This is a genomic window from Bordetella genomosp. 2 (genome assembly GCF_002261345.1).
Taxonomy (GTDB): Bacteria; Pseudomonadota; Gammaproteobacteria; order Burkholderiales; family Burkholderiaceae_B; genus Bordetella_A.
Genome location: NZ_NEVT01000003.1, coordinates 1,062,814 through 1,076,331 on the forward strand (window position 1 = coordinate 1,062,814; position 13,518 = coordinate 1,076,331).

Below are 13,518 nucleotides of genomic sequence, written 5' to 3' on the forward strand. Positions count from 1 at the left end.
TGCGCCGTTCTCTGGACAACGCCCCGTAAAAAGGCTTTATTATTTTGCCCTTTGGCAAATTTCGCACTAGGCATGGCAAGGGGCTCGCGATGAAGATCAAGCCGGGAATGCAATGGGCGCTGGGCGCGGCGCTGGCCGCGGCGGCGCTATCGGGCGCCGTGGCGCAGGACAAGGTCGTCAACGTCTATAACTGGGCCGAATATACGGCGCCCGACACGATCCCCGGTTTCGAGCGCGAAACCGGCATCAAGGTGCGCTACGACGTCTACGACAACAACGACACCCTGCAGGCCAAGCTGCTGACCGGCAAGTCGGGCTACGACGTGGTGGTGCCATCCACGCACTACGCCTCGCGCCAGATCGAGGCCGGCCTGTACCAGAAGCTCGACAAGTCCAAGATTCCCAACTGGAAGCACCTGGATCCGGACATCATGGCGCTGGTGGCGTCCGTCGATCCCGGCAACGAGCACGTCATCCCCTGGGGCTACGGCACCAACGGCCTGGGCTACAACGTCACCAAGGTCAAGGAAATCATGGGGCAGGACGCCGACCTGGCCAACTGGGACATGCTGTTCAAGCCCGAGAACGCGGCCAAGCTGAAGGACTGCGGCATCTCGGTGCTGGACGAGGCGGCGCAGGTGTTCCCGGCGGTGCTCAAGTACCTGGGCAAGGATCCCAACAGCGACAACCCGGACGACTACAAGGCCGCGCTCGACCTGCTCAAGCAGATCCGCCCGTACATCCGCCAGTTCAGCTCGTCGGGCTACATCGACGAGCTGGCCGTGGGCGACCTCTGCATGGTCTACGGCTTCTCGGGCGATGTGATGATCTCCCGCAAGCGCGCGCAGGACGCCAAGCGTCCCTACGAAATCAACTACTTCATCCCGAAGGGCGGGGCGCCGGCCTGGTTCGACGTGATGGCCATCCCCAAGGACGCGCCGCACCCCGAGGCCGCCCACGCGTTCATCAACTACATCGAGACGCCCCAGGTGCATGCCGCCATCACCAACACCATGTTCTACCCGAACGCCAACAAGGCGGCGCGCGAGTTCGTGGTGAAGGACGTGGCCGACAATCCCATGATCTACCCGCCGGCGGACGTGGCCAAGACGCTCTATGTGATCAAGGCCCAGCCCCTGAAAATCCAGCGCCTGCAGACCCGCATGTGGGCCGAACTGAAGTCCGGACGATAGCCATCATGAGCGAAAGCCGTTACGCGGCGCAGCATTCGGCCGACCCCGACGAGTTCGTCCGGGTGGCCGACCTGGTCAAGATCTTCGGCGACGTGGTCGCCGTGCGCTCGGTCAACCTGGCGGTGCGCCGCAACGAGATCTTCGCGCTGCTGGGCAGTTCCGGCTGCGGCAAGTCGACGTTGCTGCGCATGCTGGCGGGCTTCGAGGAAGTCACCTCGGGCCAGATCGTGCTCGATGGCGAGGACATCACCGCCGTGCCGCCGTACCGGCGCCCGGTCAACATGATGTTCCAGTCGTACGCGCTGTTCCCGCACATGACGGTCGAGGCCAACGTGGCCTTCGGCCTCAAGCAGGAAGGGGTGGACCGCGCCGAGATCCACGACCGCGTGTTCGAGGCGCTCGACCTGGTCCAGATGGCCGGCTATTCGCGCCGCAAGCCCCACCAGCTGTCGGGTGGCCAGCAGCAGCGGGTGGCGCTGGCGCGCAGCCTGGTCAAGCGGCCCAAGCTGCTGCTGCTGGACGAGCCCATGTCGGCGCTCGACAAGCAGATCCGCCAGAAGACCCAGATCGAGCTGGTCAAGATCCTCGAGCAGGTGGGCGTCACCTGCATCATGGTCACGCACGACCAGGAAGAGGCCATGACCATGGCGCACCGCCTGGCCGTCATGACCGAAGGCCAGATCGTCCAGTGCGGCACGCCCCAGGACGTCTACGCCTTCCCGAATTCGCGCTTCGTGGCCGGCTTCATCGGCTCGACCAACCTGCTCACCGGCACCATCGTGGTCGACGAACCCGACCACGTCGCCATCGAGTGCGCCGAGCTGACCCGCCCGCTGTACGTCAGCCACGGCGTCAGCGAGCCGCTCGGCATGGAAGTGCACGTGTCGATCCGGCCCGAGCGCCTGGTGGTGTCGCGCACCCAGCCCGAAGGCGAGTACAACTGGGCCCACGGCATGGTCAGCCACATGGCCTGGATGGGCAGCTACGCGCTCTACCAGGTGCGGCTCGATTCCGGCAAGATCGTCGAGGCCAGCGTGCCCAGCCTGCAGCTGGCCCAGATCGACGCGCCGGGCATCGACGAGGAAATCTTCGTCAGCTGGGACGCCGACAGCGCGACGGTGCTGGCCTCATGAAGCCGTCCTCGCTGCGCGACTGGATGCCGTCGGGGCGCACCCTGGCGGTGGCGCCGCCGTTCCTGTGGCTGGCGCTGTTCCTGCTGGTGCCGTTCCTGCTGGTGCTCAAGATCAGCTTCGCCGAGCTGCAGTTCGGCATCCCGCCCTACACGGCGCTGGCCGAGTTCAAGGACGAGGCCGTGCAGCTCAGCCTGCACCTGCGCGGGTACATCCTGCTGTTCACCGACAGCCTCTACCTGGCCACCTACCTGAATTCGCTGAAGATGGCGGCCGTCACCACGGTGTGCTGCGTGCTGATCGGCTATCCCATCGCGTACTACATCGCGCGCTCGTCGCCGTCGATACGCAACGTGCTGCTGCTGGGGGTGATCCTGCCGTTCTGGACCTCGCTCCTGCTGCGGGTCTATGCCTGGGTGGGCATCCTGCGCAACGACGGCCTGCTCAACAAGCTGCTGATGGGCCTGGGCATCATCTCGAGCCCGCTGGAAATCTACCGGACCGACCTGGCGGTGTACATCGGGCTGGTCTATGCCTACCTGCCGTTCTTCATCCTGCCGCTCTACGCCAACCTGGTGAAGATGGACCTGCGCCTGCTGGAAGCGGCCTACGATCTCGGCGCGCGGCCCTGGCAGGCGTTCTGGCGCATCACGGTGCCGCTGTCGCGCCCCGGCGTGATCGCCGGCGCCATGCTGGTGTTCATCCCGTCGGTGGGCGAATACGTCATCCCGGAAATGCTGGGCGGGGCCGACACCCTGATGATGGGCCGCGTCATGTGGAATGAATTCTTCAACAACGCCGACTGGCCCATGGCCTCGGCCGTCACGTGCGTGATGGTGCTGTTGCTGCTGGTGCCCCTGGCGCTGTTCCAGTACAACCAGGTGCGCCAGCAGGAAGCCCTGCAAAGGGGGCGCGCATGAAAGGGCCCAACAAGACCGCGCGCGGCCTGGCGCTGGGGCTGGGGTATTTCTTCCTGTACGCCCCCATCCTCAGCCTGATGGTGTTCTCGTTCAACGATTCGCCGCTGGTCACGTCCTGGAGCGGTTTCTCGCTGCGCTGGTACGGCTCGCTGCTGAACGACAGCGCGCTGCTCAGCGCCGCCTGGCTGTCGTTCAAGATCGCCGCCCTGACCGCCACCGCGGCGGTGGTCATCGGCACCTGGGCCGGCTACGTGCTGGGCCGCATGGGCCGGTTCCGCGGCTTCGCGCTGTACGTCGGCATGCTGAGCGCCCCGCTGGTCATTCCCGAGGTCGTGCTGGGCATCTCGCTGCTGCTGATGTTCGTCGAGATGCGCGGCGCGCTGGGCTGGCCGGCCGAGAACGGGGCGTTCACCATCTGGGTCGGCCATGTCACGCTCTGCATGGCGTTCGTCGCCGTAGTGATCCAGGCGCGCATCCGCGACCTCGATCGCTCGCTCGAAGAGGCCGCGCTCGATCTCGGCGCCACGCCGCTGACCGTGTTCTTCCGCATCACCCTGCCGCTGATCGCGCCGGCGCTGGTGTCGGCCTGGCTGCTGTCGTTCACCTTGTCGCTGGACGACGTGGTGCTGGCCTCGTTCCTGTCCGGGCCGGGCTCGACCACGCTGCCCATGGAAGTATTCTCGCGCGTGCGGCTGGGGCTCAAGCCCGAGGTCAACGCGCTGGCCACCCTGTTCATCCTGGCGGTGGGCACCTGCGTGATCCTGGTCAACCGCCTGCAACAGCGCAAGGAAGCAGATTCCAGATGAAGCCGCAAGCTACCCTCTATGGCCTGAACAAGTGCAGCACCTGCGTCAAGGCGCGCGACTGGCTGTCCGCCCACGGCGTGCCCCACGAGTTCATCGATTACCGCGACCATCCCGTGCCGGCGGCCACCCTGAAGGCCTGGGCCGGCAAGGTGGGCGGCTGGGAAAAGCTGGTCAACCGCACCTCCATGACCTGGCGCAGCCTGTCCGAGGACCGCAAGGCCGCGCAGAGCGACGCCGACTGGACCCGCCTGATCGCCGACTATCCCGCGCTGGTGCGCCGGCCGGTCACGGTCACGCCCGACGGCGAAGTCACGGTCGGCTTCTCGGAAAAGCGCTACGGCGAGCGCTTCGCCTGAAGATGGCCGCCGCCTCCGCCCGGCCGCGCGCCGCCGCGCCACGCGGCAAGGCCCCCGGGCCCGCGCTGCCCGACAGCTTCTTCGACCGCGATCCGGCCCAGCTGGCGCGCGAGCTGCTGGGCAAGGTGATCCGGCGGCGCCTGGACGGCCTGTGGCTGTCGGCCCGCATCATCGAGACCGAGGCCTACTACCTGGCCGAAAAGGGCAGCCACGCCTCGCTGGGGTATACCCACAAGCGCCGCGCCCTGTTCATGGACGGCGGCACCGTCTACATGTATTACGCGCGCGGCGGCGACTCGCTGAATTTCAGCGCGGGCGGGCCGGGCAACGCGGTGCTGATCAAGTCGGGCCATCCCTGGGTCGACGACGTCTCCGGGCCGGACGCGCTGGCCCGCATGCAGGCGCTCAATCCGGACGCGCGCGGCCAGCCCAGGCCGCCGGCGCGGCTGTGCGCCGGGCAGACGCTGCTGTGCCGCGCGCTGGGCTTGAAAGTGCCGGACTGGGACGCGCGCCGCTTCGACCCTGCCGAGTTCTTCGTCGAGGACGTCGGCCAGGCGCCCGAACGGCTGGTCTGCACCACGCGCCTGGGCATCCCGGCGGGCCGCGACGAGCACCTGCGCTACCGGTTCGTGGACCCCGCCTACGCGGCCTTCTGCACGCGCAACCCGCTGCGGCGCGGCCAGCAGCCGGGCCGCGACTACGACTGGATGGACCGCTACGGGGCCGTCCTGGCCTGAGCCGCGCGCGCTTCGTCGTACTGGCGCTGCAGGCGCGCGCGCCATTGCGCGTATTTGCGGTGCATGCGGCGCTTGTTCAGCCGCTTGCTCCAGGCATACAGGGGAATCAGCGGCAGCACGCCGAACCCGTCGATCAGGTACATGCCGGGCTTGCCGTCGGCATTGCGGCCCAGGGCGATGTTCTTGGCGGACATGTCGCTGATCACGATGTGGGCGTCGATCAGGTCCTCGAAGAACGCATCGAGCTGGTCGCTCAGCGCCGGGCCGATGCCGTCGCGCGCGATGACCTGCGCCAGGGTGGGCGCCAGCCCGCCGTCCTCGCCGGTGATCTTCTCGACCAGCTGGCCCAGCCCGAGGGTGGTCTGCGCCAGGCCGACCACGCGCGCCATGGGGACGTTCCAGACGCCCGACGGCACTGTGGTGGTGGTGACGTATTCGGCCAGTTCGTCGAGATAGACGCGATAGGCGCTCTCGCGCTGGAACTGCTTGTAGAAGCGCTTGAAGGGCTTGCGTTCCAGGTAGGCCGCGTAGGCTTCGGTGTTGATCACCTTGATCAGCAGTGAGGGCTCGTTGGGATGCTGGAACACGTAGCGGTCGGCGCCCCGGGCCAGTACCTGCGCGCCCGCCAGGTCGAGCGGCCCGAACACCGCGGCGTAGCCGGCCGACGGCGCCGCCGCGGGCGGCAAAAGGTCGAGCTGGCGGCCCCGCCCGCCGTGCGGGCCGGTGGTCAGGGTAGGGGAGTCGTGTTGCACAATAATGTCGGCGGGCGTTTCTCGTTGTCCTGCGATTGTCGAAGTTACGGGGGTTTTGCGCAACTTGGCGGCGCGGACGGCGCCGTCGGCCCGCCTACAATGCCGCTTTCAGGAGAATGCCCTTGATCGAAGCCTTGCCCTGGATCGCCGCCGCGGCGGCCGTGGCGACCTTGCTGGTGGCCGTGGGCCTGTGGCTGCGCCCGCCCGCCGACCCGCGCGTGACGCGACTGTTCGACGAGATGGACCGCCTCGAGCGGGCCCTGCGCGCGGGCCTGGACGAAAGCCATCGCGGGCTGCGCAGCGAGTTCGCCGAATCCACCCGCGGCGTGCGCGCCGAGCTGGCGCAGGGCCACGAGGCGCTGCGCGGGGCGCTGGCGCGCGATGCGCTGGCGGCGCGCACGGAATATGCGGATTCGCTGGCGCGCTTCGCGGCCCAGTTCGGCGAGCGGCTCGAAGGGCTGGTGGCGCTCAATGACCGCCGCATGCAGGAAGTGCGCCACACGGTCGACCAGCGGCTGCAGGCGCTGCAGGCCGATAACGGCGCGCGGCTCGATGAAATGCGCCGTACGGTCGACGAGAAATTGCACGCCACGCTGGAGCAGCGCCTGGGCGAGTCGTTCAGGCTCGTCTCCGACCGCCTGGAGGCGGTGCACAAGGGCCTGGGCGAAATGCAGTCGCTGGCCGCCGGCGTGGGCGACCTCAAGCGCGTGCTCACCAACGTGAAATCGCGCGGCACCTGGGGCGAGGTGCAACTGGCGCGGCTGATCGAGGACACCATGACGTCCGACCAGTACGCCGCCAACGTCAAGCCGGTGCCGGGCAGCGACGCCGTGGTCGAGTTCGCCATCCGGCTGCCGGGCCGCGCGGCCGGGGCCGAGCCGGTCTGGCTGCCGATCGACGCCAAGTTTCCCAAGGAAGAGTACGAGCGCCTCATGGAGGCCTACGACGCCGTCGACCCCGACGGCGAGCGCGCGGCCGGCGCGGCGCTGGCGCGCGCCGTCGAGCTGCAGGCGCGCCAGATCGCGGCCAAGTACGTGGCGCCGCCGCACACCACCGACTTCGCCATCATGTTCCTGCCCACCGAGGGCTTGTACGCCGAAGTGCTGCGGCGCCCCGGCCTGCTCGACAAGCTGCAGGGGCTGCGGGTCAACGTGGCGGGCCCGAGCAACCTGGCGGCCATGCTCAACAGCCTGCAGATGGGGTTCCGCACCCTGGCCATCGAACAGCGTTCCTCCGAGGTGTGGCAGGTGCTGCGCGCGGTCAAGACCGAGTTCGCCAAGTTCGGCGATTCCCTGGCCAGCGTGAAGAAGAGCCTGGAGTCCGCCAGCAACAAGCTGGGGCAGACCGAAGTGCGCACGCGCGCCATGCTGCGCAACCTGAAGACCGTCGAGGCCCTGCCCGACGGCGACGCGGAGCGGCTGCTGGGGCCGGCGGCGCCGGCGGGCGACGACGAGGCCTGAGGCGGTCCCGGGCGCGCATGCCCGATGCCCGGGCGATGCTTGCGCCGCCACATCAAAAGTGCTAACGGTGAAGTCTATCGTTGTGCCGCGCCGGAGGCCGCCATGCCGTCGTTCCAGACCCACGCCGTTTTCAACCAGGCCGCGCCCCTGGAGGACTATTCGCTGTACGACACGGACACGGTGCTGCAGCAGGCGGTGCAGCGCGAAGGCGCGGCCGCCTGGACGGACGGCTTGCGCGAGCACGGGGCCTGGCTGGGGAGCGCGCCCACCCTGGCCGCGGCGGCGCAGGCCAACCGTTTGCCGCCGCGCTGGCAAGGCTACGACCGCAATGGCCACCGGGTCGACCAGGTGGAGTTCGACGGCGCCTGGCATGCCTTGATGACGGGCATCGTGGCGCGCGGGCTGCACAGCCGGGCATGGCTCGAGCCCGCCCCGGGCGCGCAGGTGGCGCGCGCCGCGGCGTACCTGATGCAGGGCCAGGTCGAGGCCGGCACCTTGTGTCCCACCACCATGACCTTCGCCGCCGTGCCGCTGCTGCAAGGCGAGCCGGCCGGCGCCATCGACTTCGCGCGGCATTGGCTGCCGGCGCTCGGCTCGCGCGACTACGATGCCCTGGACGCGCCCGTGCCCGGCAAGCGCGGCGCCCTGATCGGCATGGGCCTGACGGAGAAGCAGGGCGGCTCGGACTTGCGCGCCATCACCACGCAAGCGGTCGCGGAGGGCCCGGGCGGACGCGGCGCGGTCTACCGTCTGACCGGGCACAAGTGGTTCTATTCCGTGCCGCATGCCGATGCGCACCTGGTGCTGGCCAATACGGAGGCCGGCCCCGGCTGTTTCTTCGTGCCGCGCTGGACGCCCGACGGCCCGCGCAATGCCGTGCGCATCCGGCGCTTGAAAGACAAGCTGGGCAACCGCAGCAATGCCAGCGGCGAAGTGGAGTTCGAGGAAGCGTGGGGCATGCTGATGGGCGAGCCCGGCCGGGGGCTGCCGCTGCTCTTGCAGATGGCCGCCACCACCCGGCTGGACTGCGTGCTGGGCAGCGCGGCGCTGCTGCGCCAGGCGCTGGCGCAGGCCTGCCATCATGCGGGCCAGCGCCAGGCTTTCGGCCGCGCGCTGTCCGGCCAGCCATTGATGCGCCAGGTGCTGGCCGACCTGGCCCTGGAGAGCGAGGCGGCCACCGTCTGGGCCATGCGGCTGGCCCGCGCCGTGGACGAGCGCGGCGACGCCGGCGCGCGCGCCCTGGTGCGGGTCGGGACGCCGGCGGCCAAGCTATGGGTGTGCAAGCGCGCCATTGCCGCCATCGGCGAGTGCATGGAGGTCTGGGGCGGCAACGGCTACGTGGAAGACGGTCCGCTGCCGCGCCTGTATCGCGAGGCGCCGGTCAATTCCATCTGGGAAGGATCGGGCAACATCATGGCGCTGGACGTGCAGCGCGCCCTGCAGCGCGAGCCCGATTGCCTGGCCGCCCTGCAGGCCGAGCTGGAGCCGGCGCGCGGCGCCTGGGCCGCCTATGACCGCGCCTGGGACGAGTGGTGGGCGCTGGCGGCCGGGCCGGCCGGACCGTCTCCCGACGCCGCCCAGGCGCGCCGGGTGGCGGCCGGCCTGGCCCGGCTGTGGCAGGCCGCGCTGCTGATCCGGCACGCGCCGCCGGCCGTGGCCGACGCCTACGTGGCCAGCCGGCTGGCGTGTCCGGGCGGCATCGCCGGCGAGCTGCCGCCGGGCATCGACCTGGACGCCATCCTGGCGCGCGCCTGGCCGGGTATCTGCTAAATTGCTGCGCTGGCACTCATGAACCGCGCGCCCGGCGCGCCATCGCACCATGCTCACTCAGCAAGAACTCAAGCAGCAGGCCGCCGACGCGGCGCTCGCCCTGATCGAACCCCTCATCGGCCCGGACGTCGTCATCGGCGTCGGCACCGGCTCCACGGCGGACCTGTTCATCGACGGGCTGGCCCGCTTCAAGGGGCGGCTGCGCGGCACGGTGGCCAGCTCTGAACGCAGCGCCGCCCGCCTGGCCGGCCACGGGCTGGCCGTACTGGACTTGAACGACGTGACGGCCATGCCCGTGTATGTCGATGGCGCGGATGAGATCGACGCCCGCCTGCACATGATCAAGGGCGGCGGCGGCGCGCTGACGCGCGAGAAAATCGTGGCCTCGGTGGCCGAGCGCTTCATCTGCATCGCCGACGAATCCAAGCTGGTGGAACGCCTGGGCGGCTTCCCGCTGCCGGTCGAGGTCATCCCCATGGCCCGCCAGGCGGTGGCGCGGGCGCTGGCGGCCCTGGGCGGCCAGCCGCGCCTGCGCGACGGCTTCACCACCGACAACGGCAACGTCATCCTGGACGTGGCGGGCCTGCGCATCGACGACGCGCCCGCCCTGGAGGCCGCCGTCAACAACCTGCCGGGCGTCGTCACCTGCGGGCTGTTCGCCCGCGCCGGCGCCGACGTGGCCCTGCTGGCCACCCAGGACGGCGTGCGGCGCCTGGACCGCGCCTAGGGGGCCGGTCCGCTCCAGCCGCCCGGCGCCGGCGGGCAAGCCAGGCGCGGCTTGCCGGTCTTCCGGGGGCGATTCATAATCCTGTCATACTCGAGTCATAACCTTGCGGGTCGGCGGGCCCCTCATCTCGCACCAGAAAGGGCAGTGCCATGAATACACCTACGCAGGGAGTCCGGATGACGGAGCACACCAACAAGCAATTCGACGCCGACCTGGAAAGCGTCCGTTCGCAGTTTCTGCAAATGGGCGGCGTGGTCGAGGCCATGATCCAGGAGTCGATCGACGCGGTTCCCACCGGCGACCTGGAGCTGGTCGAGAAGGTGCGGGAACGCGAAAAGCAGGTCAATCGGCACGAGGTCGAGATCGACGAGCGCATCAGCCTGATCCTGGCGCGCCACCAGCCCACGGCCATCGACCTGCGCACGCTGCTGGCGGTGTCCAAGATGCTCACCGACATGGAGCGCTGCGGCGACGAGGCCGAGAAAATCGCCAACACCGTGCGCCGCATGTACGAGGCCGAGCAGCGCCACATCCCGGTCATCGAGCTGCGCCACATGGCCAACAGCGTCGGCCGCATGCTGCACAACGTGCTGGATGCCTTCGCCCGGCTCGATCCGGTCCAGGCGGCGCAGGTGGTGCGCAGCGACAAGGAAGTCGACCGCGAATGGAAGGGCGCCCTGCGCAACCTGATCACCTACATGATGGAAGACCCGCGCACCATTTCGCGGGCCATCGACATGGTGTTCATCGCGCGCGCGCTCGAGCGCATCGGCGACCACGCCAAGAACATGGCCGAACGGGTCATCTACATGGTGAAGGGCGCCGACGTGCGCCATACCGGCGTCAAGAACGCCGAGCGCCAGGCTCGCGGCGAGGAAGACGAGCCGGCGCCGGCCCAGCAGCAGCCGGCCGGCGAAGCCTGAGCGGCGGTCGCGCGGTTCGCGCCCATGAAAAGGCCGCCCCTCGGGGCGGCCTTCGGCTTGCGGCGACGGTTCAGGCCGACGGCGGCACGAAGCCCTGGGCCTCGACGCTGCCGTCTTCGAACAAGTAGCGTTCCATCTGCTGCTGCAGGTACTTGCGGGCCCGGGCGTCGGCCAGGTTGAGGCGGTTTTCGTTCACCAGCCGGGTCTGCACCTGTTTCCAGTCTTCCCAGGCTTCCTTGGAGACGCTTTGCCAGATGCGCGTGCCGAGTTCGCCGGGATAGGGCGGGTAGTCCAGCCCTTCGGCCTCGCGCTTGAGTTTTACACAGTTGACGGTACGGGACATGGTTCGCTGCCGGTTTCAATGATGGACTTGCCATTTTAGCGGCCTGCGGCCCGGCTTGCCGCCCGGCCGCGGTTACAAACCCGGGGCCGCTCAGAGTTTCTTGATGAAAACCAGGCTGTTGCGCGAGCGGTTGTAGTTGTTCTGCTTCTCGCGCGGCAGGTCGGCGATGCCGCCCGGCACGAAGCCGCGCTTCATGAACCAGTGCGAAGTGCGGGTGGTAAGCACGAACAGGCGCCGCGCGCCGATGGCGCGCGCGCGCGATTCCATGTGGCGCAACAGCAATTCGCCCTCGCCGGAGCCTTGCCATTCGGGATGCACGATCAGGCAGGCCATTTCCGCCATGTGCTCGTCGGGATAGGGATGCAGGGCGGCGCAGCCGTAGATGACGCCGTCGTGCTCCAGCACCGTGAAGCGCTCGACTTCGCGCTCGATCACGCTGCGCGGGCGCGGCACCAGGGTGCCGTCCGCTTCGAGCGGCTCGATCAGGCTCAGGATGGCGCCGACATCGTCGAGGGTGGCGGGGCGCAGGTCGTCGAGGGTGTCCTCGACCACCATGGTGCCCACGCCGTCGTGGGTGAAGATCTCCAGCAGCACGCTGCCGTCCAGCGCGTACGGCACCACGTGGGCGCGCGCCACCCCGCGCTTGACCGCCAGCGAGGCGTGGCGCAGGAAGAAGGCCGTGTCTTCGTCCAGGTCGCCCTTCTGCAGCAGCGCGTCGGCGTCGATCCGCGCCAGCTCGGTATCCACCGAGCCGTCGGGCAGCAGCACGCCGGGCGAGCCGGACAGGAAGATCAGCTTCTCGGCGCGCAGCGCCACCGCGACGCTGGTGGCGAGTTCTTCCATGGCCAGGTTGAAGGCGTCGCCGGTCGGGGAAAAGCCGAGCGGCGAAAGCAGCACCACCGAGGAGCCTTTTTCGATGGCGAACTTCAGCGCGTCGACGTCGATCTTGCGGACCTGGCCGGTATGCTTGTAGTCGATGCCGTCCACCACGCCGGTAGGCCGGGCGGTGACGAAATTGCCCGAGATGACCCGGATGTGCGAATGCGACATGGGCGTGTTGGGCAAGCCCTGGCTGAAGGCCGCCTCGATGTCCAGGCGGATCTCGCCGGCCGCCTCCTTGGCGCATTCCAGTGCCGCCGGGTCGGTGGGCGCCAGGCCGCGGTCGAATTGCTGCGTGTAGCCTTTCAGGCGCAGCTGCTCGTTGACCTGCGGACGCGAACCGTGCACCAGCACCAGCCGCACGCCCAGCGCCGACAACAGGGAGAAGTCCTGCACCAGCGCATTCAGGGCGCCGGCCTGCACCAGCTCGCCGCCGAACGCCACCACGAAAGTCTTGCCGCGGAAGGCATGTACGTAGGGGGCGACTTCGCGGAACCATCGGACGAATTGCGCGGGGGCGAATTCGGGGGCATCTTGGGCGGAAACGGTGTCGGGTTCCAGGTCGGGCATGATGTGGCGGAAGGGCTTCCTGAGCAGTCGGTGGGCGCGCCCCGCGGGCGCGGCCGGCGCCGCGGTACGCGGCGCTCGCGGAAATTATAGGACTGCGCGCCCGGTTTGCCCGCGCCGTTCTGGCGCGGGCGGGCGTGCGCGCAACACTGTAGGGCCGGCCCTACAGGGTGCCGGGGTACAGGCCGCCGTCCAGCACCAGGTTCTGGCCGGTCATGAAGCCGGCCTGGGCGCTGCACAGGAACGCGCAGGCGTCGCCGAACTCGGCCGGATCACCGAAGCGCCGCGCCGGGATGCCGGCCTGCCGCGCGGCCATCACGTCGGCGACGCTGCGGCCGGTGTCCTGGGCGGTCTTGGCGGCCGTCTGGGTCAGGCGGTCGGTGGCGAAGGGACCGGGCAGCAGGTTGTTGATGGTGACGTTGTGCGCCGCCACCTGGCGCGCCAGCCCGGCCACGAAGCCGGTCAGGCCGGTGCGCGCGCCGTTGGACAGGCCCAGGATGTCGATCGGCATCTTGACTGCGGCGGAAGTGATGTTGACGATGCGTCCGAAGCGGCGCTCGATCATCTTGTCCACCGTGGCGCGGATCAGCTCGATGGGCGTCAGCATGTTGGCGTCCAGCGCCGCCACCCAGTCGTCGCGCGACCAGTCGCGGAAATCGCCGGGCTTGGGGCCGCCGGCGTTGGTGACCAGGATGTCGGGGGCGGGGCAGGCCGCCAGCGCGGCGGCCCGGCCCGCCGGCGTGGTGATGTCGGCGGCCACGGTCGTCACGCGCGCGCCGGTTTCCGCGCGGATGGCGGCGGCGGCCGCCTCCAGCGCTTCCTGGCCGCGCGCCAGCATCACCACTTCGGCGCCTTCGCGCGCCAGCGACAGGGCGCAGGCGCGCCCCAGCCCCTTGCTCGATGCGCACACCAGCGCGCGCTTGCCCTCGATACCCAGATCCATCGCTATCCTCCA

Annotated in this window: 14 protein-coding genes; 10 read left to right on the forward strand and 4 right to left on the reverse strand. The window is 69.3% G+C overall.

Features of this window, described 5'->3' with window-relative positions:
- Positions 1-89 precede the first annotated feature (89 nt).
- The 6 genes from CAL24_RS07175 to CAL24_RS07200 are packed head-to-tail and all read left to right on the forward strand — an operon-like array spanning position 90 to position 5,142.
- Positions 90-1,193 carry a polyamine ABC transporter substrate-binding protein gene (locus tag CAL24_RS07175; protein ID WP_094806203.1) on the forward strand — a complete coding sequence of 368 codons (1,104 nt, stop codon included), beginning with the start codon at positions 90-92 and terminating at the stop codon, positions 1,191-1,193.
- Between the two features lie 5 nt (positions 1,194-1,198).
- Positions 1,199-2,326 carry an ABC transporter ATP-binding protein gene (locus CAL24_RS07180; protein WP_028354173.1) on the forward strand — a complete coding sequence of 376 codons (1,128 nt, stop codon included), beginning with the start codon at positions 1,199-1,201 and terminating at the stop codon, positions 2,324-2,326.
- The gene (locus CAL24_RS07185; RefSeq protein ID WP_028354172.1) at positions 2,323-3,243 is read left to right on the forward strand and encodes an ABC transporter permease subunit; all 921 of its coding nucleotides are present in this window, start codon (positions 2,323-2,325) and stop codon (positions 3,241-3,243) included. Before CAL24_RS07180 ends, CAL24_RS07185 begins: the two co-directional genes overlap by 4 nt.
- Positions 3,240-4,049 carry an ABC transporter permease subunit gene (locus CAL24_RS07190; protein ID WP_028354171.1) on the forward strand — a complete coding sequence of 270 codons (810 nt, stop codon included), beginning with the start codon at positions 3,240-3,242 and terminating at the stop codon, positions 4,047-4,049. Before CAL24_RS07185 ends, CAL24_RS07190 begins: the two co-directional genes overlap by 4 nt.
- Positions 4,046-4,405 (forward strand): Spx/MgsR family RNA polymerase-binding regulatory protein, encoded by a 360-nt coding sequence (locus tag CAL24_RS07195; RefSeq protein ID WP_028354170.1) that lies wholly within the window; start codon positions 4,046-4,048, stop codon positions 4,403-4,405. Before CAL24_RS07190 ends, CAL24_RS07195 begins: the two co-directional genes overlap by 4 nt.
- Before the next feature lie 2 nt (positions 4,406-4,407).
- Positions 4,408-5,142 (forward strand): DNA-3-methyladenine glycosylase, encoded by a 735-nt coding sequence (locus CAL24_RS07200; protein WP_028354169.1) that lies wholly within the window; start codon positions 4,408-4,410, stop codon positions 5,140-5,142.
- On the opposite strand, the gene CAL24_RS07205 is transcribed toward CAL24_RS07200, so the two are convergent.
- On the reverse strand, positions 5,121-5,828 hold the full coding sequence (locus CAL24_RS07205; protein WP_094806512.1) for a YrbL family protein: 708 nt from the start codon (positions 5,826-5,828) through the stop codon (positions 5,121-5,123). The two genes, CAL24_RS07200 and CAL24_RS07205, sit on opposite strands and share 22 nt — an antisense overlap.
- Positions 5,829-6,010: 182 nt before the next feature.
- Between CAL24_RS07205 and rmuC the strand changes: the two genes are divergently transcribed.
- The 4 genes from rmuC to phoU all read left to right on the forward strand — a co-directional run bounded on the left by rmuC (position 6,011) and on the right by phoU (position 10,774).
- A complete protein-coding gene (gene rmuC / locus CAL24_RS07210; RefSeq protein WP_038853407.1) occupies positions 6,011-7,354 on the forward strand; it encodes a DNA recombination protein RmuC in 1,344 nt (447 codons plus the stop codon).
- A 102-nt stretch (positions 7,355-7,456) separates the two neighbouring features.
- Positions 7,457-9,124: an isovaleryl-CoA dehydrogenase gene (locus tag CAL24_RS07215; RefSeq protein WP_094806205.1), complete on the forward strand. Its 1,668-nt coding sequence runs from the start codon at positions 7,457-7,459 to the stop codon at positions 9,122-9,124.
- 49 nt (positions 9,125-9,173) lie between these two features.
- Positions 9,174-9,851, forward strand: a complete 678-nt coding sequence (gene rpiA / locus CAL24_RS07220) for a ribose-5-phosphate isomerase RpiA (protein ID WP_028354166.1) — start codon at positions 9,174-9,176, stop codon at positions 9,849-9,851.
- A gap of 176 nt (positions 9,852-10,027) precedes the next feature.
- The gene (phoU, locus tag CAL24_RS07225) at positions 10,028-10,774 is read left to right on the forward strand and encodes a phosphate signaling complex protein PhoU (RefSeq protein ID WP_028354165.1); all 747 of its coding nucleotides are present in this window, start codon (positions 10,028-10,030) and stop codon (positions 10,772-10,774) included.
- Between the two features lie 70 nt (positions 10,775-10,844).
- Here phoU and CAL24_RS07230 read toward each other — a convergent pair whose 3' ends face one another.
- The 3 genes from CAL24_RS07230 to CAL24_RS07240 all read right to left on the reverse strand — a co-directional run bounded on the left by CAL24_RS07230 (position 10,845) and on the right by CAL24_RS07240 (position 13,506).
- Entirely contained in the window at positions 10,845-11,117 is a 273-nt protein-coding gene (locus CAL24_RS07230; RefSeq protein WP_028354164.1) for an oxidative damage protection protein, read from the reverse strand.
- A gap of 90 nt (positions 11,118-11,207) precedes the next feature.
- Positions 11,208-12,566, reverse strand: a complete 1,359-nt coding sequence (gene argA / locus CAL24_RS07235; protein WP_094806207.1) for an amino-acid N-acetyltransferase — start codon at positions 12,564-12,566, stop codon at positions 11,208-11,210.
- A gap of 160 nt (positions 12,567-12,726) precedes the next feature.
- A complete protein-coding gene (locus CAL24_RS07240) occupies positions 12,727-13,506 on the reverse strand; it encodes an SDR family oxidoreductase (RefSeq protein WP_028354162.1) in 780 nt (259 codons plus the stop codon).
- Positions 13,507-13,518 lie beyond the last annotated feature (12 nt).

Bases quoted from the DNA above. Each gene is read 5' to 3' on its own strand.
- CAL24_RS07195 (WP_028354170.1), top strand. From the start codon at position 4,046: ATGAAGCCGCAAGCTACCCTCTATGGCCTGAACAAGTGCAGCACCTGC.
- argA (WP_094806207.1), bottom strand. From the start codon at position 12,566: ATGCCCGACCTGGAACCCGACACCGTTTCCGCCCAAGATGCCCCCGAA.
- CAL24_RS07180 (WP_028354173.1), top strand. From the start codon at position 1,199: ATGAGCGAAAGCCGTTACGCGGCGCAGCATTCGGCCGACCCCGACGAG.
- CAL24_RS07190 (WP_028354171.1), top strand. From the start codon at position 3,240: ATGAAAGGGCCCAACAAGACCGCGCGCGGCCTGGCGCTGGGGCTGGGG.
- CAL24_RS07240 (WP_028354162.1), bottom strand. From the start codon at position 13,506: ATGGATCTGGGTATCGAGGGCAAGCGCGCGCTGGTGTGCGCATCGAGC.
- CAL24_RS07185 (WP_028354172.1), top strand. From the start codon at position 2,323: ATGAAGCCGTCCTCGCTGCGCGACTGGATGCCGTCGGGGCGCACCCTG.
- rpiA (WP_028354166.1), top strand. From the start codon at position 9,174: ATGCTCACTCAGCAAGAACTCAAGCAGCAGGCCGCCGACGCGGCGCTC.
- CAL24_RS07215 (WP_094806205.1), top strand. From the start codon at position 7,457: ATGCCGTCGTTCCAGACCCACGCCGTTTTCAACCAGGCCGCGCCCCTG.
- CAL24_RS07230 (WP_028354164.1), bottom strand. From the start codon at position 11,117: ATGTCCCGTACCGTCAACTGTGTAAAACTCAAGCGCGAGGCCGAAGGG.
- phoU (WP_028354165.1), top strand. From the start codon at position 10,028: ATGACGGAGCACACCAACAAGCAATTCGACGCCGACCTGGAAAGCGTC.
- CAL24_RS07200 (WP_028354169.1), top strand. From the start codon at position 4,408: ATGGCCGCCGCCTCCGCCCGGCCGCGCGCCGCCGCGCCACGCGGCAAG.
- rmuC (WP_038853407.1), top strand. From the start codon at position 6,011: ATGCCCTTGATCGAAGCCTTGCCCTGGATCGCCGCCGCGGCGGCCGTG.
- CAL24_RS07175 (WP_094806203.1), top strand. From the start codon at position 90: ATGAAGATCAAGCCGGGAATGCAATGGGCGCTGGGCGCGGCGCTGGCC.